This window comes from Streptomyces sp. NPDC048352, assembly GCF_040651895.1.
Lineage (GTDB): Bacteria > Actinomycetota > Actinomycetes > Streptomycetales > Streptomycetaceae > Streptomyces.
Map to the genome: position 1 here is coordinate 1 of NZ_JBEZKZ010000091.1, position 19,531 is coordinate 19,531.

Genomic DNA, 19,531 nt, shown 5'->3' on the forward strand with positions numbered 1-19,531 from the left:
GCCCCCCCCCCGGGGCGTGGGGGGGGGCGCCGCCCGGGTGGGGCGGCGCGTCCCCCGCTCAGGCGGCGTGGCCGCCGTCCACCGAGAACTCCGCCCCGGTGACGTACGCGGCGTCCGGCCCGGCGAGGAAGGACACCATCGCGGCCACCTCCTCCGAGGTGCCGTACCGCCCGAGGGCCGTCATCGCCCGCTGCGGGTCCGCGTACGGGCCGTCGGCGGGGTTCATGTCGGTGTCCGTGGGGCCGGGGTGCACCAGGTTCGCGGTGATGCCGCGTCCGCCGAGCTCCCGGGCGAGGGACTTCGTCAGACCGGACATGGCCGCCTTGCTCATCGCGTACAGGGTGCCGCCCGGGCCGGGGACCCGCTGGACGATGCAGCTGCCGACGGTGACGACGCGCCCGCCGGAGCGCAGGTGCCCGGCCGCGGCCTGCGCGGCCAGGAAGGCGCCCCGGACGTTGACGCCGAGGACCCGGTCCACGTCGGCGTCGCCGAGCTCGCCGATCGGGCCGAGCACGCTCACGCCGGCGTTGTTGACCAGGACGTCGAGCCGCCCGAGGGCGCGTACCGTCTCCTCCACCGCCGTCCGGGGACCGTCGGCGGTGCCGGCGTCGGCCCGTACCGCCAGGCCCCTGCGGCCGAGCGCCTCGATCTTGCCGACGACCTCGGCCGCGGCTTCCGCGCCGCCGACGTAGGTGAGTGCCACGTCGAAGCCGTCCTCGGCCAGCCGCAGCGCGGTGGCCGCCCCGATACCCCGGCTGCCGCCCGTCACCAGAGCCACCCTGTTGCCGTTCATGTGTGTCCTCCCGCGGTCCATTTGGTTGCGGGTTCAATGAAATCCTCGGGGGGCGGGCGGCGCTGGCGGGAATCCGACCTCGCGTTCACGCGCGCCGCACCGATGAGTCCGCGCGCCGGCGGGAGTCTGCACACGTACCGGAACAACGGGTAACCGGACACGGGACACCGACACAAGGAGCGCCGCGCCATGGGCAAGCTGACCCTCACCACCTTCCTGACCCTCGACGGAGTGATGCAGGCCCCCGGCGGGCCCGAGGAGGACCGCAGCGGCGGGTTCGCGTACGGGGGCTGGCTCGTGCCCTTCGCCGACGAGGGCATGGGGGAGTTCATGGGCGAGGTCTTCGACCGGGCCGGGGCCTTCCTCCTGGGGCGCCGGACGTACGAGATCTTCGCCTCCTACTGGCCGCAGCACGACGAGCCGGCCGACCCGATCGCCGGCGGGCTCAACCGGCTGCCGAAGTACGTCGCCTCCACCACCCTCAAGGAGCCCGCCTGGGGTCCCGCCACCGTCCTGGACGGGGAGCACCTCCAGTCGGAGATCGTCCGCGTCAAGGACGCCCTGGAGGGGGAGCTCCAGGTGCACGGCAGCGGGCAGCTGGCCCAGTGGCTGCTCGCGCGCGACCTCGTCGACGAGCTGAACCTGCTGGTCTTCCCCGTCTTCCTCGGCGCGGGCCGGCGCCTCTTCCCCACCGGCGGCCTGCCCACGGCCTTCGAGACGACCGGCTCGCGCACCACCGGCTCCGGCACCGCCATCCACACCTACCGCCCCACGGGCCGCGCCTCCTTCGGCACCTTCGAGGACTGAGCCCCCGCCCGCCGGGGCGCCGTGCGGGCGGGATCTTTCCGGTCGCCCCGGGAAGATCGACTCGGGTACGGTGACCCCGCATCCGTGCGAGCCGCCGCCGTCTCCACGCCCTTCCCGCCGTCGGAGCCGCCCGGTGTCCACCCTCGCCGCCCCCGTTCCCGCCCCCGCGCTCGCCCCCCGGCGGGCCTGGCTCGCGGACCTGCCCGTCCTGCTCGTCGCCGTCGTCTGGGGCGGCAGCTACCTCGCCGCCAAGGGCATCACCACCGCGCACACCGTGATCGCGGTCCTCGTGCTGCGCTTCGCGCTGGTGCTGCCGGTGCTCGTCGTGGCCGGACGGCGGCGGCTGCGGGCGCTGAGCGCCGCCCAGCTGCGCGGGGCCGGCGCGCTGGGCCTCGTACTCGGCGGGATCTTCCTGCTGGAGACCTACGGGGTGGTGCACACCTCCGCCACCAACGCCGGTCTGATCATCAGCCTGACCATGATCTTCACCCCGCTCGCCGAGTCCGCCGTACGCCGCCAGGCGCCCCCGGCCGCCTTCCTCGGGGCGGCCGCCGTCTCCGTCGCGGGGGTCGTGCTGCTCACGCAGGGCGCCGGGTTCACCGCGCCCGGACCCGGTGACCTGCTCATTCTCGGTGCCGCCCTGGCCCGTACGGTGCACGTGCTGCTCATGGCGCGGATCAAGGCCGTCCAGGACGCCGACTCCCTCTCCCTCACCACCGTCCAGCTCGGCGGAGCCGTCCTGGTCTTCGCCCTGCTGGCCGCGCTGCCCGGCACCGGGGACGGCCCCTGGGCGGCGGCCGCCGGCTTCGGCGCCGCCCAATGGGCCGGGCTCGCCTTCCTCTCCGTCTTCTGCACCCTCTTCGCCTTCTTCGTGCAGATGTGGGCCGTACGCCGTACCTCGCCCTCCCGCGTCAGCCTGCTGCTCGGCACCGAACCGCTGTGGGCGGCCGCCGCGGGCATCGCCATCGGCGGCGAGCACCTCGCCCCCCTCGGCCTCACCGGTGCGGCGCTGGTCCTCGCCGGCACCGCCTGGGGGCGCCGCGCGGCGCGCTGAGCGCTCCCGCCCCTCACGCGGGCCCGTTTCGATTGGCCGGTAATCGGCTCCTTCGGGCTTGATCGCCGGCCCTACTGTGGCCCGCATGCCCGCCGGCGCGTCACCCCTACAGGCCCGGGAGCTCCTCCAGCCGCACGGGGCGGCGCTCGCGCCGGGAGCGCTCGCAGGCCTCGGCCACGCGGAACGCGGCGAGCGCCTGGATCCCGTCGCACGGGTTGTCCCCCTCGCCGCGCACCAGCCGTACGAAGGCCGCCAGCTCGGCCTCGTAGGCGGGGCCGAAGCGCTCCAGGAAGCCCGTCCACGGCTTGCTCGCCGGCGGCGGGCCGTGCGGCTCGGTCGAGGCGATCGGGGTCCGGTCGTCCAGCCCGCAGGAGACCTGGTCCAGCTCCCCGGCCAGTTCCATCCGCACGTCGTACCCGGCGCCGTTGCAGCGGCTGCCGGTACTGGTGACCAGCGTCCCGTCGTCCAGGGTGAGCACGGCGGCCGCGGTGTCGACGTCCCCCGTCTCCCGGAACCGGGCTGGACCCCGGTCGGAACCGGTCGCGTACACCTGCGTCACCTCGCGCCCGGTCACCCAGCGGACCATGTCGAAGTCGTGCACCAGGCAGTCCCGGTACAGGCCCCCCGAGGCCGCGAGGTAGGCGGCCGGCGGGGGAGCCGGGTCCGCCGTCATCGTGCGCACCGTGTGCAGCCGGCCCAGGGCGCCCGAACGGACCAGCTCCCGCGCGGTCCGGTAGCCCGCGTCGAACCGGCGCATGAAGCCCACCTGGAGCGTCCCGCCGGCGGCCCCCACCTCGCGCAGCACCGCCAGGGAGCGCGCCAGGTCCGGGGCGAGCGGCTTCTCGCAGAACACCGGCAGCCCGCCGCGCACCGCCCGTACGACGAGCTCGGCGTGGCCCTCCGTGGCGCAGGCCACCACCACGGCGTCCACCCCCCAGGTGAAGACCTGGTCGACGGTCGGGGCGGCAGTGGCCCCCAGCCGGTCCGCGAGCCGCGCGGCCCGCGCCGGGTCGGCGTCGGCCAGCAGCAGCGACCCGGCGTCCGGGTGGCGGGCCAGGGCGGCCGCGTGGAAGGAGCCGATCCGGCCCGTTCCGATCAGCCCGATGCGCATGCACTCAACGTGACCCCGTACGGGGGACCTGTCAATCTGCCCGGGCATGCCCCGATGACCCTGCATGGTCCACTGTGGCGGATACTGGGCGGCTGAAACCGCAAATGACCGATTGATGACGGACGAGGGAAGGGCACGGGGACGTGGCTAGGGTTCGGACAGGGGTACGCGTCGTCGGCGCCGTGCTCGCGGCGGTACTGGGGGCCTCCCTCGCGGGCTGCAGCAGCACGGGCGGCAAGCGCGCCGAGGAACGGGCGAAGGCCGCCGAGGCGGGCCGGCCCGCCGTGTCCACGCCGCGTTGGACCTTCGCGATGGTCACCCACGCGGGCGACGGCGACACCTTCTGGGACATCGTGCAGAAGGGCGCCAAGGAGGCCGCGGCCAAGGACAACATCAACTTCGTCTACTCCCACGACGACCAGGCGCAGCAGCAGGCCCAGTTCGTGCAGAACGCCATCGACCAGAAGGCCGACGGGATCATCGTCAGCCTCGCCAAGCCCGAAGCCCTCAAGGACGTCCTCGCCAAGGCCGTCAAGGCCGGCATCCCGGTGGTGACGGTCAACTCCGGCTCCGCGCAGTCGGCCGCGTACGGCGCGCTCACCCACATCGGCCAGGACGAGCAGATCGCCGGCGAGGCGGTCGGCACCGAGCTGACGAAGCGGGGCCGCAAGAAGGCCGTCTGCGTCCTGCACGAGCAGGGCAACGTCGGCCACGAGCAGCGCTGCGCCGGGGCGAAGAAGACCTTCGGCGGGGAGCTGGAGAACCTGTACGTCGAGGGCACCAACATGCCCTCCGTCCAGTCGGCCGTCCAGGCCAAGCTCCAGGCCGACCCCTCCGTCGACGCCGTCGTCACCCTGGGCGCGCCCTTCGCCCCCACCGCCGTCAAGGCGAAGGACGCGGCGGGCAGCAAGGCCGAGGTGGACACCTTCGACCTCAACGAGTCCGTCGCCCGGGACCTCGAGTCCGGGGCGCTGGGCTTCGCCGTGGACCAGCAGCCCTACCTCCAGGGCTACCAGGCCGTCGACCTGCTGTGGCTCTACCGCTACAACGCGGACGTCCTCGGCGGCGGCCGCCCGGTGCTGACCGGCCCGCAGATCGTGACCGCCGCGGAGGCCGCCGAGCTGGAGAAGTACATCAAGCGGGGCAGCCGATGAGCACCCCCGCCGCCCCGGCCGCGGACGAACGGCTCGCGCCCGCCTCCCACGTCCGGCGCATGCTGGGCCGCCCCGAGCTGGGCGCCGTCGTCGGCGCCGCCGCGGTCTTCGTCTTCTTCTGCTTCGCCGCGGACAGCTTCCTGAAGGCCTCCAGCCTCAGCACCGTCCTCTACTCGGCCTCCACCATCGGCATCATGGCGGTCCCCGTCGCTCTGCTGATGATCGGCGGCGAGTTCGACCTCTCGGCCGGCGTCATGGTCACCACCTCGGCGCTGATCAGCTCGATGTTCAGCTACCAGATGACCGCCAACGTCTGGGTGGGCGTCCTCGTCTCCCTGCTGGTCACCCTGGCGCTCGGCTTCTTCAACGGGTTCATGCTGACCCGTACGAAGCTGCCCAGCTTCATCATCACGCTCGGCACCTTCCTGATGCTGACCGGCCTGAACCTCGGCTTCACCAAGCTGATCAGCGGCTCGGTCTCCACCAAGACGATCGCCGACATGGAGGGCTTCGCCTCCGCCCGCGCCCTGTTCGCCTCGCAGTGGAACATCGGCTCGGTCACCCTCAAGGTCACCATCCTGTGGTGGTTCGCCCTGGTCGTCGTGGCCACCTGGATCCTGCTGCGCACCCGCGCCGGCAACTGGATCTTCGCCGTGGGCGGCGGGGCGGACGCGGCCCGCGCGGTCGGCGTACCGGTCGTCAAGACCCGCATCGGCCTCTACATGGGCGTCGCCCTGTGCGCCTGGATCTCCGGGCAGCACATCCTCTTCTCCTTCGACGTCGTCCAGTCGGGGGAGGGCGTGGGCAACGAGTTCCTCTACATCATCGCGGCCGTCATCGGCGGCTGCCTGATGACCGGCGGCTACGGTTCCGCGATCGGCTCGGCCGTCGGCGCCTTCATCTTCGGGATGACCAGCAACGGCATCGTCTACGCCCAGTGGAACCCCGACTGGTTCAAGTTCTTCCTGGGCGCCATGCTGCTGCTCGCCACGCTGCTGAACGCATGGGTCCGCAAGCGGGCGGAGGCACGGGCATGAGCACGCCACTGGTGAAACTGACCGGAGTCGGCAAGTACTACGGCACCATCCGCGCCCTCAAGGACGTCTCCCTGGAGGTGTCGGCCGGCGAGATCACCTGCGTGCTCGGTGACAACGGCGCGGGCAAGTCCACCCTCATCAAGATCATCGCGGGACTGCACCGGCACGACGGCGGAACCTTCGAGATCGAGGGCACCGCGACGCAGCTCGCCAACCCGCGCGCCGCCCTCGACCACGGCATCGCCACCGTCTACCAGGACCTGGCCGTCGTCCCCCTCATGCCGGTCTGGCGCAACTTCTTCCTCGGCTCCGAGCCCACCCGGGGGCGCGGCCCCCTGCGCCGCCTCGACGTGCGGCTCATGCGCGAGACCACCCGCGCCGAGCTGCTGCGCATGGGCATCGACCTGCGCGACGTCGACCAGCCGATCGGCACCCTGTCCGGCGGCGAGCGGCAGTGCGTGGCCATCGCCCGCGCCGTCCACTTCGGCGCCAAGGTCCTCGTACTCGACGAACCCACCGCCGCCCTCGGCGTCAAGCAGTCCGGAGTGGTCCTCAAGTACGTCGCGGCCGCCCGCGACGCGGGCCTCGGAGTGGTGCTCATCACGCACAACCCGCACCACGCCCACCTCGTCGGCGACCGCTTCGTCCTGCTCAAGCGGGGCGCCATGGCGGGCAGTCACACCCGGGACTCGATCACCCTGGACGAGCTCACCCGGCAGATGGCGGGCGGCTCGGAGCTGGAGGAGCTGAGCCACGAGCTGGAGCGGGTGGCAGAATCAGGGGCGACCACCCCTTCCGCTCCGGCCTCCGACAGGGACGAAACGACTCGATGAGCACGTACCGGGACTTCACGCTCGCCCACCGCGGGGCGGCGCGGGGCACCGTCCTGCGGACCGTCGGGACCCGCGAGCGGCGCTCGCTGCGGACCGCCCCGCGCGTGCCGACCGTCGGCATCGACATCGGCGGCACCAAGGTCATGGCGGGCGTGGTCGACGCCGACGGGATCATCCTGGAGAAGATCCGCACCGAGACCCCGGACAAGTCCAAGAGCCCCAAGGTCGTCGAGGACACCATCGTCGAACTGGTCCTCGACCTGTCCGACCGGCACGACGTGCACGCCGTGGGCATCGGCGCCGCCGGCTGGGTCGACGCCGACCGCTCCCGCGTGCTCTTCGCCCCGCACCTCGCCTGGCGCGACGAGCCGCTGCGCGACGCGCTCCAGTCCCGGCTCGCCGTCCCGGTCATGGTGGACAACGACGCCAACACCGCGGCCTGGGCCGAATGGCGCTTCGGCGCCGGCCGCGGCGAGGACCACCTCGTCATGATCACCCTGGGCACCGGCATCGGCGGGGCCATCCTGGAGGACGGTCAGGTCAAGCGCGGCCGCTACGGGGTGGCCGGCGAGTTCGGCCACATGCAGGTCGTCCCCGGCGGCCACCGCTGCCCCTGCGGCAACCGCGGCTGCTGGGAGCAGTACAGCTCCGGCAACGCCCTGGTCCGCGAGGCCCGCGAGCTGGCCGCCGCCGACTCCCCGGTGGCCTACAACATCATCGCCAGGGTCGGCGGCAACGTCCACGAGATCACCGGCCCCCTCATCACCGAGCTGGCCCGCGAGGGCGACGCCATGTGCGTCGAGCTCCTCCAGGACATCGGCCAGTGGCTCGGCGTCGGCATCGCCAACCTCGCCGCCGCCCTCGACCCCTCCTGCTTCGTCATCGGCGGCGGCGTCAGCGCCGCCGACGACCTCCTGATCGGCCCCGCCCGGGACGCCTTCCGCCGCCACCTCACCGGCCGCGGCTACCGCCCCGAGGCCCGGATCGCCAAGGCCCAGCTCGGCCCCGAGGCGGGCATGGTCGGCGCCGCGGACCTCGCCCGGCTCGTCGCCCGGCGCTTCCGCCGCGCCACGCGCCGGCGCGTCGAACGGCACGAGCGCTACGCGCAGCTCGGCCGGCGCGGCACCGCGGGCCCCACGGACAGCAAGGACCAGGAACAGCAGTGACACCGCCCTCCCTGCCCCGCCAGGCCCCCGCCCCCGACGCGGGCGGCCGGCCGCCCACCGCCGAGGAGCAGGCGGACCGCCGGCACACCCTGCGGCGCCGCTGGGTCACCGCGATCATCATCGTGCTGCTCATCGGCGTCCCGGCGGGCTACCTGTTCGTCTCGGCCCAGCAGAGCCGCGAGAGCGGCCGGGACAAGGCCGCCCGGGTCGGCGCGGTCAAGGTGCGCCCGGACTGGCCGTCCAGGGTGCAGCGCAGCATCTACGAGGTGCCGATACCGATGATGGCGTCCCACGTCGGCTACCTGGAGACCAACAACTGGCACACCAGCCGGCTCTACGTCCAGTTCCAGGTGACGCCCGCGGAGCTGGACGCCTTCCTGTCCGGCATCGGCACCAGCCGGGAGGCGCTGACCCCCGGAGTGTCGGTCTCCGACCGCGACGCCGGGGTGGCCGGCTGGAGCTGGAGCCCGAAGCACAAGTGGTCCGGGGTCACCCTGGAGGCGAAGGAGCCGCGCCCCACCCGGGACGTCACGGTCGACCTCGCCAACCCGGCCGCCCCCCGCGTGTACGTCGTCTCCACCGCGGTTCCGTAGACCGCCGCTCCCCGGACCGCTTCCGGGCACGCCCTATGGTGGGATCATGAAGCTCACCAAACGGCTGCACTCCTGCGTCCAGTTGGAGAAGGACGGGCGCCTGCTCGTCATCGACCCGGGCGCGTTCAGCGAACCGGACGCGGGCCTCGGGGCGGACGCCCTGCTGGTCACCCACGAGCACCCGGACCACTTCGACGAGGGCCGGCTGCGCGCGGCGCTCGACGCGAACCCGGCCGCCGGGCTGTGGACCCTGCGCAGCGTCGCGGAGCGGATGGCCGGCGCCTACCCGGGCCGGGTGCACACCGTGGGCCACGGCGACACCTTCACCGCCGCCGGGTTCGAGGTCCAGGTCCACGGCGAGCTGCACGCCGTGATCCACCCCGACATCCCGCGGGTCACGAACGTCGGCTACCTCGTCGACGGCTCCCTCTTCCACCCCGGCGACGCGCTGACCGTGCCGGACGCCCCGGTGGAGACGCTGATGCTGCCGGTGCACGCTCCGTGGAACAAGGTCTCCGAGGTGATCGACTACCTCCGCGAGGTCAAGCCGGCCCGGGCCTTCGACATCCACGACGCCTACCTCGCGGACATCGCCCGGCCGATCTACGACATGGCCCTCGACACCCTCGGCGGCGCCCCGCACAGCCGCCTCGGCGCAGGTCAGAGCGCCGCATTCTGACTGTCGGTGCCGGGCGGTAGGTTGGTGTGCATGCGTATCGCCACGTACAACGTCAACTCGATCACCGCCCGGCTGCCGCGCCTGCTGGCCTGGCTGGAGAGCTCCGGCACGGACGTGCTCTGCGTCCAGGAGACCAAGTGCTCCGTGGAGCAGTTCCCCGCCGCCGAGCTGCGCGAGCTGGGCTACGAGTCGGCGGTGCACGCCACCGGCCGGTGGAACGGCGTCGCCCTCCTGTCCCGGGTCGGCCTGGAGGACGTCGTCATGGGCCTGCCGGGCGGCCCGGACTACGAGGGCGTCCAGGAACCCCGCGCCATCTCCGCCACCTGCGGCGGGGTGCGGGTCTGGTCGGTGTACGTGCCCAACGGCCGCGAGGTCGAGCACGACCACTACGGCTACAAGCTGAACTGGTTCGGCGCCCTCACCACCGCCATCGCCGAAGACGCCGCGGGCCCCCGCCCCTTCGCGGTGCTCGGCGACTTCAACGTGGCGCCGACCGACGAGGACGTCTACGACCCCGCCGTCTTCGCGGGCCTCACCCACGTCACCCCCGCCGAACGGGCCGCCCTGGAGGCCCTGCGCGTCGCCGGGCTCACCGACGTCGTGCCGCGCGCGCTCAAGTACGACCGGCCGTACACCTTCTGGGACTACCGCCAGCTCGCCTTCCCCAAGAACCGGGGCATGCGCATCGACCTGGTGTACGGCAACGAGCCCTTCGCCAAGGCGGTCAAGGACGCCTACGTCGACCGCGAGGAGCGCAAGGGCAAGGGCGCCTCCGACCACGCCCCCGTCGTCGTGGACCTGGACGTCCAGACGGCCTGAGGATAGGCCGGAGGATCAAGGCGCGCCCTGTGGCCAGCCCGGGGCCGGGGTGCCAGGCTGGGCGGTATGAACATCCCTTTCCTGGCCAACTGGCGGAACCGGCACGAAACGGAACAGGGTGCGGGGCTCGCCGCCGCCCTCGCGGATGATCCCGAGGGCGTCGCCGAGCTGTTCTCGGAGTGCGAGATGCTGCGCTCCCAGGCGAGGGCGGCCGGGCTCCAACTCGACGGGACCCCGGCCTCGTTGGCGGCACTCGACCAGCTGATGCCGCGCTGGCGACGGGACCCCGAGGCCGTGCCCTGGCTGGGCAACGACGCCGGCTTCTACCTCGGGACCGTGATCGTCCGCAGCCTCCCGGGCGCCCGCTGGCAGGTCTGGCCCAACGGCCAGCCGGTGATCCGCCTCGCCTCGGGGCGCGAGCTCAACGTGATCGAGTCGGGGGTGTCCTGGGCGATGACCGGCTCCCCGGAACTCGGCCAGGCCTACGCCGAGGCCTCCGAGGGGTGAATAAAGGGCCAATGTACTTTATGTGCCTTTTAGGCGTGTCGAGGTGAAGCCCCTTCGGCGGCTGGATAGTTTGCGCTGACCTCGACACACCGACAAGTGGGCAGGGCAGCGTATGGCCGTCGATCCGTTGATCGAGCTGCGGGACGTGAACAAGCACTACGGGACGTTGCACGTCCTCCAGGACATCGACCTCACCGTCGGCCGCGGGGAGGTGGTGGTGATCATCGGCCCCTCCGGATCCGGGAAGTCCACCCTCTGCCGCGCCATCAACCGGCTGGAGACCATCGAGTCCGGCACCATCACCCTCGACGGCCGGCCACTGCCCGCCGAGGGCAAGGAGCTGGCCGGGCTCCGCGCCGAGGTCGGCATGGTCTTCCAGTCGTTCAACCTCTTCGCGCACAAGACCGTCCTGGCCAACGTCTCGCTCGCCCAGGTCAAGGTGCGCAAGCGCAAGAAGGAGGAGGCCGACAAGCGCTCCCGGGAACTGCTCGACCGGGTGGGCCTCGCAGACCAGGCGGACAAGTACCCCGCCCAGCTCTCCGGCGGCCAGCAGCAGCGCGTGGCCATCGCCCGCGCCCTCGCCATGAACCCCAAGGCCCTGCTCTTCGACGAACCGACCTCCGCCCTCGACCCGGAGATGATCAACGAGGTGCTGGAGGTCATGCAGCAGCTCGCCCGCGACGGCATGACCATGGTCGTGGTCACCCACGAGATGGGCTTCGCCCGCTCCGCCGCGAACCGCGTCGTGTTCATGGCCGACGGAAGGATCGTCGAGGACCGCACCCCGGAGGCCTTCTTCACCGCCCCCGAGAGCGACCGGGCCAGGGACTTCCTCTCCAAGATCCTCAAGCACTGAGGGGCGGCCCGGTGAAACACACCCTGCGCGCACTCGCCCTGGCCGCCCTGCTCCTCGCGGCCGCCGGCTGCGGCAAGTCCGGCAGCCCCCCGGTCAAGGGCCCCCAACCCGAGGACCTGCCCGCCTACCGGGTCGACACCGGCTTCTCGCTGCCGCAGTCGGGCACCTGGGAGAAGGCGAAGCGGCGCGGCCGCCTCGTCGTCGGCGTCAAGGAGGACCAGCCGTACATGGGGGAGAAGGACCCCGCGAGCGGCCGCTACTCCGGCTTCGACATCGAGATCGCCAAGATGATGGCGGCCTCGCTCGGCTTCGACCCCAAGACCGTCGAGTTCAGGACGATCGCCTCCGCCAACCGGGAGACCGCCCTGCAGAACGGCCAGATCGACTACTACGTGGGCACCTACACGATCAACGACAACCGCAAGAAGCAGGTCGGCTTCGCCGGCCCCTACTTCATGGCGGGCCAGTCCCTGCTGGTCCGCAGGAACGAGAAGGACATCGAGGGCCCCGACGACCTCGCCGGCAAGAAGGTCTGCTCGGCCGCCGGCTCCACCCCCTACCAGCGGCTCCAGCGGGAGTTCCCCAAGGCGGTCCTCGTCGCCTACGACACGTACTCGGTCTGCGTCGACAACCTGCTCACCTACCAGGTCGACGCCGTCTCCACCGACGACTCCATCCTCCTCGGCTACGCCGCCAAGGTCCCCGAGGAGCTCAAGGTGGTCGGCAAGCCCTTCTCCGAGGAGCCCTACGGCATCGGCGTCCCGCGCGGCGACGACGCCCTGCGCTTCGCCCTCGACGACGCCCTGGCCGCCGACGAGAAGAACGGCTACTGGAAGAAGGCCTACGAGGCCACGCTCGGCCTCTCCGGCCGGCCCGCCCCCAAGCCGCCCGCCATCGACCGCTACCCGGCGAGCTGAGGGGAGAGCGCACTCCATGGACGTACTCACCGAGAACTTCTCGCTCTACGGCAAGGGCTTCCTCGGCACCGTCGAGCTGACCGTCTACGCCTCGCTCCTCGCCCTGGTCCTCGGCTTCCTGATGGCCTCCTTCCGCGTCGCGCCCGTCGGCTCCTTCCGGGTCTTCGGCACGGTCTGGGTGACCGTGCTGCGCAACACCCCGCTCACCCTGCTCTTCTTCGCCGTGCTGCTGGGCCTGCCCCGCTTCGGACTGGTCCTGCCCTTCCAGCTCTTCGCCGTCCTCGCGCTCGGCTGCTACACCTCGGCCTTCATCTGCGAGGTGCTGCGCTCGGGCATCAACACCGTGCCCAAGGGGCAGGGTGAGGCAGCGCGCAGCCTGGGCATGTCCTTCGGACAGACCCTGGGCACGGTGGTGCTGCCGCAGGCCTTCCGCTCCGTCATCCCGCCCATCGGCTCGACCCTGATCGCGCTGGCGAAGAACTCCGCGATCGCCGGCGCCTTCAGCGTCACCGAGCTGCTGGGCACGTACAAGACCCTCAACGAGCTGGGGTACAGCATCATCTGGACCTTCGTCTGGATCGCCGTCGGCTACCTGATCATCACCCTGTCCATCAGCGCGCTCTTCAACGTGCTGGAGAAGCGCTACGGAGTCGCCCGATGACCGCGCACGCGCTGCACGGGGACCTGGTGTCCACCGCGCTGTACGACCTGCCCGGGCCCCGGGCCCGGCGGCGCCACTTCCTCTACGGGATCGCCTCGACGGTGGTGATCCTCGCCCTGCTGGCATGGATCCTCCACCTGCTCTTCGCCACCCACCAGTTCACCGCCGCCAAGTGGCGCCCCTTCGGGTACGAGGGCATCCAGGAGCTGCTGCTCGAGGGGCTCGGGAACACCCTGAAGGCCTTCGCGTACGCCTCGGTGCTCTCGCTCGCACTCGGTGCGGTGCTCGCCGCCGGGCGGCTCTCGGCACACCGGCCGCTGCGCTGGCCGGCGACGCTGTGCGTGGAGTTCTTCCGGGCCATGCCGGTACTGGTGATGATCTTCTTCGTCTTCGTGGCGCTGAAGGTGCAGCCCCTGCCCGCGCTGGTGGCGGGGCTGACGCTGTACAACGGGTCGGTGCTGGCCGAGGTCTTCCGCACGGGCATCAACGCCGTGGAGAAGGGCCAGCGCGAGGCGGCGTACGCGCTCGGCATGCGCAAGACGCAGGTGATGACCTTCGTGCTGGCCCCGCAGGCGGTCCGCGCGATGCTGCCCGCGATCATCAGCCAGCTGGTGGTGGCCCTGAAGGACACCTCGCTGGGCTTCCTGATCACCTACGAGGAGTTCCTGCACGCGGGCAAGCTGATCGCCTCGAACCTGGACTACGACCTGCCGTTCATCCCCATCGTGATGATCATCTCGCCGATCTACATCGGGATGTGCATGCTGCTGTCCTGGTTCGCCACCTGGGTCGCGCGGCGTGAGCGGCGCAGCATGAAGACCAGGGCCGTCGAGGTCGCCCCCGCCGATCCGGGCACGGTACTGCCGGGGAGGTAGGCGCGGAGCCCGCCTCCCCGGCCGCAGCCGCGGATCACTGCTCGCGCAGCGGCACCGAGACGTACGAGGGATCGGTGCGCGGCGAGGAGAAGGTCAGCTGTGCGCCGGTGGGGTTGTGCTCGATGTAGAGCGGGTCGACGGTGTCCACGACGAGCGCGAGCCGGTGGCCCGCGGGCACGTCGTAGGCGGTGGAGAAGAGGTCGAGGTCCACCCCGAAGGACTGGCCGGGCGTCTTTCCGTGGAAGGTGTACGGGGCGTTGCTGACGAGCTTGCCGATGCCGAGCGGGCCGACGTCGTAGAGGTAGGCGACGAAGGTGCCGTCCCCCTTGGTGGGCGTCACGGTGGTGTGCACGCGTACGGTCCCGCGGACGCGGCGCTCCCGCTCGTAGCGCGGTGACTGCCAGACGGCGGCGAAGGCGCGGGGGAGGAGGGGGATCGAGGCGGTCGGCGGGGCCTTCGCGAACTGGTCGAGGATGCTGGAGAGGAAGAGGATCCCGCCGTTGGCGCCGGAGTCGGCGTTGGCCCAGACGTGCTCGCTGTCGGCGAGCGGGAGCCGCTCGGTGCCGCCGGAGCCCACCGACTTCCAGTCCGGGTAGCCCTCGTAGCCTTCGCTGCTGCGGGACTTGATCTGTACGGGAGCCTCGGTGTCGACGCCGTTGCGTTCGCCCTTGAGGTAGCGGTCGAACCAGCGGTGGGCGTTGGTCCAGGTGTCGTTGGGCAGGCCGAGCAGGCCGGTGGCCTCGGCGGTGGCGTGGTCGCCGGGGCGGAACTCCAGGCGCTTGGGGCCGGTGAGCTTCTCGAAGAACTCCGCGTACTGGTTGGGCGGGAAGATGGTGTCGCCCCAGGCGTTGCCCAGCATGAGCGCGGCGCCGTTGGCGTTGATCCGGTCCACCTGGTCGGCGGCGGAGCGCTTCCTGCCCCACTCGATCATCGCCTGCTCGTTCTCGAGCTTCGAGCCGAGGAAGTCGCCGAGGATCTGCTGGAGTTCGGGTCCCGGGCGGCCGGTGAGGTGGCCGGCGGCGCCGAGCATCCCGGCGGCCTGGAGGTGCTGGGTGCGGCCGGAGTAGATGGAGTCGATGAGGTCGGCCCAGCCGCTGAGGGCGACCACGGCCTTGATCCGCGGGTCGTGCGCGGAGGCGAGCAGGCTGATGCCCGCGCCGTACGAGACCCCGCCGAGGCCGATGCGGCCGGGGTCGGCGGGGGCGGTGGCGAGGGCCCAGTCGATGACGGCGGAGACGTCGGCGATGTCGGCCGGCCCGGCGGTCTCGATCTGTCCGCCGGAGAGCCAGAAGCCGCGCGAGGTGTAACTGACGACCACGTAGCCGGAGTCGGCGAGCTGCCTGGCCTGGGCGATGTATTCGATCTGCGGCATGCCCCAGCTGGTGGGGAGCACGATCAGCGGGTACTTCCGGCCGGGCTCGGCGCCGGCCGGGGTGAAGACGTTGCCCTTGAGGGTGATGCCGCCGGAGCCGGGGATGTCGTGGAAGCGAAGCTGCGACGAGGCGTCCGTCTGCGAGGTGGTGGCGGGGGCCGCCTGGGCCTGGTGGGGGGCCAGGCCCAGGGCGGCTGCCGCCAGCAGTGCGGCCACTGCGGTGGTGGGGCGGGGTCTCATCGATCGCTCCTCGCGTGCGCCGGTGTCCGAAAGTGACCCGACGGTAACCGGAGGGGCTTACCGGTGGTAACCCATGAGTAAGTTACGTAGCGGTAACAATTGAGGAGGGGTCAGCGGCCGCCCGTACGCTCAGCCCTGCTGCGCGCCGCCGCCGGCGAGGGCGCTCTTCGCCTTCCACTGGTCCCACGACAGGTTCCACTCGCCGTACCCGTTGCCGAGCTCGGCGTTGCCCTTGGAGCCGCTGCCGACCACCTCGAAGGGGTCGCCGACCTGCACGCGCTCGTAGAAGGACCGGGCGTCGGCGTCGCTCATGCCCACGCAGCCGGAACTGCTGTTGACGCGGCCGAAGTTGCCGGAGTTCCAGGGCGCGGCGTGCGCGTACATGCCCGACCAGGTGAGCCGCATCGAGTAGTCGACCATCTTGTCGTAGGAGTCGCCCAGGCCCACCGTCTGGGAGTCCATGCGGATGGTGCCCTCCTTCGACATCAGGACCATCTTCCCCGACCAGGAGGCCTTCTGGCCGCCCGGCGTGCCCGCCGAGACCGGGATCGTCCTGACCGCCTGGCCGTCCTCGGTGACCGTCATCTTCTTGGTGTCGAGGCTCACCTCCATCCGGCGGTCCTTGCCGATCGTGAACTCGGTGTTGTAATCCCGCGCGAAGAGTCCGCCGCCGGTGCCGGAGTCCACGCCGTTCAGCTGCATGTCCACTTTCACGGTGGTGCCGGACTTCCAGTACTCCTTCGGCCGCCAGTCCACCCGGTCCTTGCCGGAGTAATCCTTGAACCAGCCCCAGGAGCCCTCGGTGTTGTCCGAGGCGGCGACCTTCAGCTGCTTCTCGACCTCGGCCTTGTTCTTCACCGGATTGTCGAAGACGAGCGAGACGGGCATCGCGACGCCCACCGTGCTGCCCTTCGGGATGTTGATGGAGACCTTGTTCACCTTGTCCGCGGGAGAGGTCTTGAACTGGGTGCTCGCGCTCTGGCTCGCGGTGTTCTGCGCCTCGACCCTGTAGTCGGTGCCCGGGGAGGCGTTGCGTTCCGAGGTCCAGGTCCGCCCGTCGGCGGATATCTGGCCCGGCAGCTCCCCGCCCTTGCCGTCCGTGACCTTGACCAGCGAGAACTTCCCGTCGGCGAGGGTCACCCGGACCGGCTCACCCGCCTTGACCTGGCCGCCCGTCAGGTTCACCGCGATTGCCATGTCCGGTTTGTTCTTCGCGTCCGCCCCGCCGTCGCCGGCCGCGCCCTTCCCGCCCGAGCCGCCGCCGCAGGCGGTCAGCGCGGCGGCCAGCAGCGCGGTGCCGACCAGCGTGGCGTGGCGGCCCCGGCGGCGCGGAAGTGCGGTACGGCGTGTGCGGCTCAAGGAAAACCCCTCCGAAGTAATGATCGTCCACAAGCAAGGAGTGAACGGAACGACTTTAGGTTGCGCATTCCCCGGAAAAGGCTCTCTCTGCGCCGTGTGACATGGGCCGCAGCACAACGGTTGCCGAACGGTCACATACGCAGGAGGCGGCCGCCGTGACCGGTTCCGGCAAGCCCTGGCCGAAAACTCGTGTCGGTTTCGGATAAAGGACTTTCGGCCTTGTGGAAAGCGGTCGACGGCGCTACCGTCCGCGAATTCCGGGCGAAGACCCGCCCGATCCGCCCGGGGTACCCTCCACCCTCGACCCCCAGCCAGCCCAGACGAGGGAGACCGTCCGTGACGGCCACCGACACCAGACCGGCCGGCGCCGCCCCGGCGACCGCCCCGCCGCCGAAGGGCTCCGTACTGCGCAGCGGCGCGCTGATGGCGGCCGGCTCCCTCGTCTCCCGCGCCACCGGCTTCGTCCGTTCCGCCGTGGTCCTCGCCGCACTGGGCTCCGAACTGCTCGGCGACGGCTACGCCGTCGCCAACACGGTCCCGAACATCATCTACATGCTGCTCGTCGGCGGCGCGCTCAACGCCGTCTTCGTCCCGGAACTGGTGCGCGCCGCCCGGGAACACCACGACGGCGGCGCCGCGTACACCGACCGGCTGCTGACCGCCTGCACGGCGGCGCTCCTGCTGGTCACCGCCACCGCCGTCCTCGCCGCGCCGCTGATCGTCGGGGCGTACGCCCCCGAGTACACCGGCGCCCCACGTGACACGATCGTGGCCCTCGCCCGCTTCTGCCTGCCGCAGATCCTCTTCTACGGCCTGTTCACCCTGCTCGGCCAAGTACTGAACGCACGCGGCCGGTTCGGCGCCATGATGTGGACCCCGGTCCTCAACAACCTCGTGGTCGTCGCCGTCTTCGGCCTCTTCCTGTACCTCTCCCGCACCGGCTCCGCCGGCCTCACCGCCGCCGAGACCCGCCTGCTGGGCCTCGGCACCACCGCCGGCATCGTGATCCAGGCCCTCGCCCTCGTCCCCTCGCTGCGCGCCGCCCGCTTCCGCTGGCGCCCCCGCTTCGACTGGCGCGGCAGCGGCCTCACCCGCCCCCTGCGCAACGCGGGCTGGCTGGTCGCGCTCGTCTTCACCAACCAGATCGCCTACTGGGTGGTCACCAGGCTCTCCACCACCGTGGGACACCGGGCCGCCGGCTACGGCTACTCCGCCTACAGCAGCGCCTACCAGCTGTGGGTCGTCCCCCAGGGCATCATCACCGTCTCCCTCGTCACCGCCCTCATGCCCCGGATGAGCGCGGCCGCCGCCGACGGCGACCTCGCCTCCGTCCGCGAGGACGTCTCGTACGCGCTGCGCTCCAGCGCCGCCCTGGTGATCCCCGCCGCCGCGCTGTTCGCCGCGCTGGCCCCCTGGGTGATGGACTGCGCCGCCGGATACGGGGACGTCACCACCGCCGGCGTCGCGGCGATGGCCGGCATGCTCATCGCCTTCGCCCCCGGCCTCCTCGCCTACTCCGCGCAGTACGTGATGGCCCGCGGCTTCTACGCCCTCTCCGACGCCCGGACCCCCTTCTTCCTCAACCTGGTGGTCGTCGCCCTCAACGCCGGGCTCTCCTGCGCCGCCTACCTGCTGCTGCCGGCCCGCTGGGCCGTCACCGGCATGGCCGCCGCCACCTCCCTCGCCTTCATGGGGGGCGCCGCCGTCACCGCCCGCACCCTCTCCCGGCGGCTCGGCCCGCGCGCCCGGCACCGGACCACCGCCCTCTCCACCCACCTCCGGCTGACCGGCGCCTGCCTGCCCGCGGCCGCCGCCGGGTACGGGGCCGCCCGCGCCGCCGAGGGCCTCGGGGCCTTCGCCGCGGCCGGAGCGGGAACCGCCGCGCTCGCCCTGGTCGTCGTACTCCTCGCCCGGCCGCTGCGCCTGGCGGAGATCACCGACCTGCTGGACTCCCTGCGCCGGAAGGTCGGACGAAAACGGGAGGAAAGCATATGAAGCACCCTGGAATACGGGCCGGATGCCGCGCGTACTGCTGATCGAGGACGACCCTTCCATCCGGGAAGGGGTCGCGCTGGGCCTGCGCCGCCGCGGCCACGAGGTGAGCGCCGCCCGGACCGGCGAGGAGGGCCTGGCGCTCCTCGGCGGATTCCGCCCCGAGCTGGTGCTGCTGGACCTGATGCTGCCCGGGATCAACGGCGTACAGGTCTGCCGCCGGATCAGGGAGAGCAGCCAGGTCCCCGTCATCATGCTCACCGCACGCGGCGACGACTTCGACATCGTCGTCGGCCTGGAGGCCGGGGCCGACGACTACATCGTCAAACCCGCCCGCACCGAGATCATCGAGGCCCGCGTCAAGGCCGTGCTGCGCCGCCTCAAGGGCCCCGCCGGCCGGCCCGGGGTGGAACACCACGGCGAGCTCACCGTCGACCGCGCCGGGCTGACCGTCGCCAAGAACGGCAGGCGCCTCGCACTCGCACCCAGCGAGATCAAGCTCCTGCTCCACCTGTCGGCCTCACCCGGGCAGGTCTTCTCCCGGCAGCAGCTGCTGGAGTACGTGTGGGAGCACAGCTACCACGCCGACGCCCGCCTCGTGGACGCCTGCGTGCGCCGGCTGCGCAACAAGGTCGAGGACCCCGACCGCCACCCCCGGTACATCCAGACCGTGCGGGGCTTCGGCTACCGCTTCGGCCCGCTCTAG

20 protein-coding genes are annotated in these 19,531 nt (G+C 71.8%); 16 read left to right on the top strand and 4 right to left on the bottom strand.

Annotation, left to right across the window (positions count from 1 at the left end; all coding sequences use genetic code 11):
* Positions 1–58: 58 nt before the first annotated feature.
* On the bottom strand, positions 59–793 hold the full coding sequence (locus AB0D45_RS30635; RefSeq protein WP_362465056.1) for an SDR family oxidoreductase: 735 nt from the start codon (positions 791–793) through the stop codon (positions 59–61).
* Positions 794–982: 189 nt separating this feature from the next.
* On the opposite strand from AB0D45_RS30635, the gene AB0D45_RS30640 reads away from it, so the two are divergent.
* Positions 983–1,600 carry a dihydrofolate reductase family protein gene (locus AB0D45_RS30640; protein WP_362465058.1) on the top strand — a complete coding sequence of 206 codons (618 nt, stop codon included), beginning with the start codon at positions 983–985 and terminating at the stop codon, positions 1,598–1,600.
* Between the two features lie 133 nt (positions 1,601–1,733).
* Positions 1,734–2,654, top strand: a complete 921-nt coding sequence (locus tag AB0D45_RS30645; RefSeq protein ID WP_362465061.1) for a DMT family transporter — start codon at positions 1,734–1,736, stop codon at positions 2,652–2,654.
* Positions 2,655–2,760: 106 nt separating this feature from the next.
* On the opposite strand, the gene AB0D45_RS30650 is transcribed toward AB0D45_RS30645, so the two are convergent.
* Positions 2,761–3,765, bottom strand: coding sequence for a Gfo/Idh/MocA family oxidoreductase (locus tag AB0D45_RS30650; RefSeq protein WP_362465063.1), 1,005 nt, complete (start codon positions 3,763–3,765; stop codon positions 2,761–2,763).
* A gap of 143 nt (positions 3,766–3,908) precedes the next feature.
* Here AB0D45_RS30650 and AB0D45_RS30655 point away from each other — a divergent pair, with 143 nt between their 5' ends.
* The 12 genes from AB0D45_RS30655 (at position 3,909) to AB0D45_RS30710 (ending at position 13,862) form a co-directional block, all read left to right on the top strand.
* The gene (locus AB0D45_RS30655) at positions 3,909–4,919 is read left to right on the top strand and encodes a sugar ABC transporter substrate-binding protein (protein ID WP_362465066.1); all 1,011 of its coding nucleotides are present in this window, start codon (positions 3,909–3,911) and stop codon (positions 4,917–4,919) included.
* A complete protein-coding gene (locus tag AB0D45_RS30660; RefSeq protein WP_362465069.1) occupies positions 4,916–5,956 on the top strand; it encodes an ABC transporter permease in 1,041 nt (346 codons plus the stop codon). The genes AB0D45_RS30655 and AB0D45_RS30660 overlap by 4 nt, the downstream gene beginning before the upstream one ends.
* On the top strand, positions 5,923–6,789 hold the full coding sequence (locus AB0D45_RS30665; protein ID WP_361603315.1) for an ATP-binding cassette domain-containing protein: 867 nt from the start codon (positions 5,923–5,925) through the stop codon (positions 6,787–6,789). Before AB0D45_RS30660 ends, AB0D45_RS30665 begins: the two co-directional genes overlap by 34 nt.
* A complete protein-coding gene (locus AB0D45_RS30670; RefSeq protein ID WP_361603312.1) occupies positions 6,786–7,955 on the top strand; it encodes an ROK family glucokinase in 1,170 nt (389 codons plus the stop codon). Before AB0D45_RS30665 ends, AB0D45_RS30670 begins: the two co-directional genes overlap by 4 nt.
* The gene (locus tag AB0D45_RS30675) at positions 7,952–8,548 is read left to right on the top strand and encodes a hypothetical protein (RefSeq protein WP_361603309.1); all 597 of its coding nucleotides are present in this window, start codon (positions 7,952–7,954) and stop codon (positions 8,546–8,548) included. The genes AB0D45_RS30670 and AB0D45_RS30675 overlap by 4 nt, the downstream gene beginning before the upstream one ends.
* Positions 8,549–8,594: 46 nt before the next feature.
* Positions 8,595–9,227: an MBL fold metallo-hydrolase gene (locus AB0D45_RS30680; protein ID WP_361603306.1), complete on the top strand. Its 633-nt coding sequence runs from the start codon at positions 8,595–8,597 to the stop codon at positions 9,225–9,227.
* A 30-nt stretch (positions 9,228–9,257) separates the two neighbouring features.
* A complete protein-coding gene (locus AB0D45_RS30685; RefSeq protein ID WP_362465074.1) occupies positions 9,258–10,046 on the top strand; it encodes an exodeoxyribonuclease III in 789 nt (262 codons plus the stop codon).
* A gap of 66 nt (positions 10,047–10,112) precedes the next feature.
* Positions 10,113–10,553 (top strand): DUF6278 family protein, encoded by a 441-nt coding sequence (locus AB0D45_RS30690; protein WP_362465077.1) that lies wholly within the window; start codon positions 10,113–10,115, stop codon positions 10,551–10,553.
* A gap of 112 nt (positions 10,554–10,665) precedes the next feature.
* Positions 10,666–11,409, top strand: a complete 744-nt coding sequence (locus AB0D45_RS30695; protein WP_361603297.1) for an amino acid ABC transporter ATP-binding protein — start codon at positions 10,666–10,668, stop codon at positions 11,407–11,409.
* Between the two features lie 11 nt (positions 11,410–11,420).
* Positions 11,421–12,326: a glutamate ABC transporter substrate-binding protein gene (locus tag AB0D45_RS30700; RefSeq protein WP_362465080.1), complete on the top strand. Its 906-nt coding sequence runs from the start codon at positions 11,421–11,423 to the stop codon at positions 12,324–12,326.
* Positions 12,327–12,342: 16 nt separating this feature from the next.
* Positions 12,343–12,987: an amino acid ABC transporter permease gene (locus AB0D45_RS30705; RefSeq protein WP_361603291.1), complete on the top strand. Its 645-nt coding sequence runs from the start codon at positions 12,343–12,345 to the stop codon at positions 12,985–12,987.
* Positions 12,984–13,862, top strand: coding sequence for an amino acid ABC transporter permease (locus AB0D45_RS30710; RefSeq protein ID WP_362465083.1), 879 nt, complete (start codon positions 12,984–12,986; stop codon positions 13,860–13,862). The genes AB0D45_RS30705 and AB0D45_RS30710 overlap by 4 nt, the downstream gene beginning before the upstream one ends.
* 34 nt (positions 13,863–13,896) lie before the next feature.
* Here the strand turns inward: AB0D45_RS30710 and AB0D45_RS30715 are convergent, their stop codons facing one another.
* On the bottom strand, positions 13,897–15,474 hold the full coding sequence (locus AB0D45_RS30715; RefSeq protein WP_362465086.1) for a CocE/NonD family hydrolase: 1,578 nt from the start codon (positions 15,472–15,474) through the stop codon (positions 13,897–13,899).
* Positions 15,475–15,603: 129 nt separating this feature from the next.
* A complete protein-coding gene (locus AB0D45_RS30720; protein ID WP_362465089.1) occupies positions 15,604–16,833 on the bottom strand; it encodes an Ig-like domain-containing protein in 1,230 nt (409 codons plus the stop codon).
* Between the two features lie 336 nt (positions 16,834–17,169).
* Between AB0D45_RS30720 and murJ the strand changes: the two genes are divergently transcribed.
* Entirely contained in the window at positions 17,170–18,828 is a 1,659-nt protein-coding gene (gene murJ, locus AB0D45_RS30725; RefSeq protein WP_362465092.1) for a murein biosynthesis integral membrane protein MurJ, read from the top strand.
* 22 nt (positions 18,829–18,850) lie between these two features.
* Positions 18,851–19,531, top strand: a complete 681-nt coding sequence (locus AB0D45_RS30730) for a response regulator transcription factor (RefSeq protein WP_361603276.1) — start codon at positions 18,851–18,853, stop codon at positions 19,529–19,531.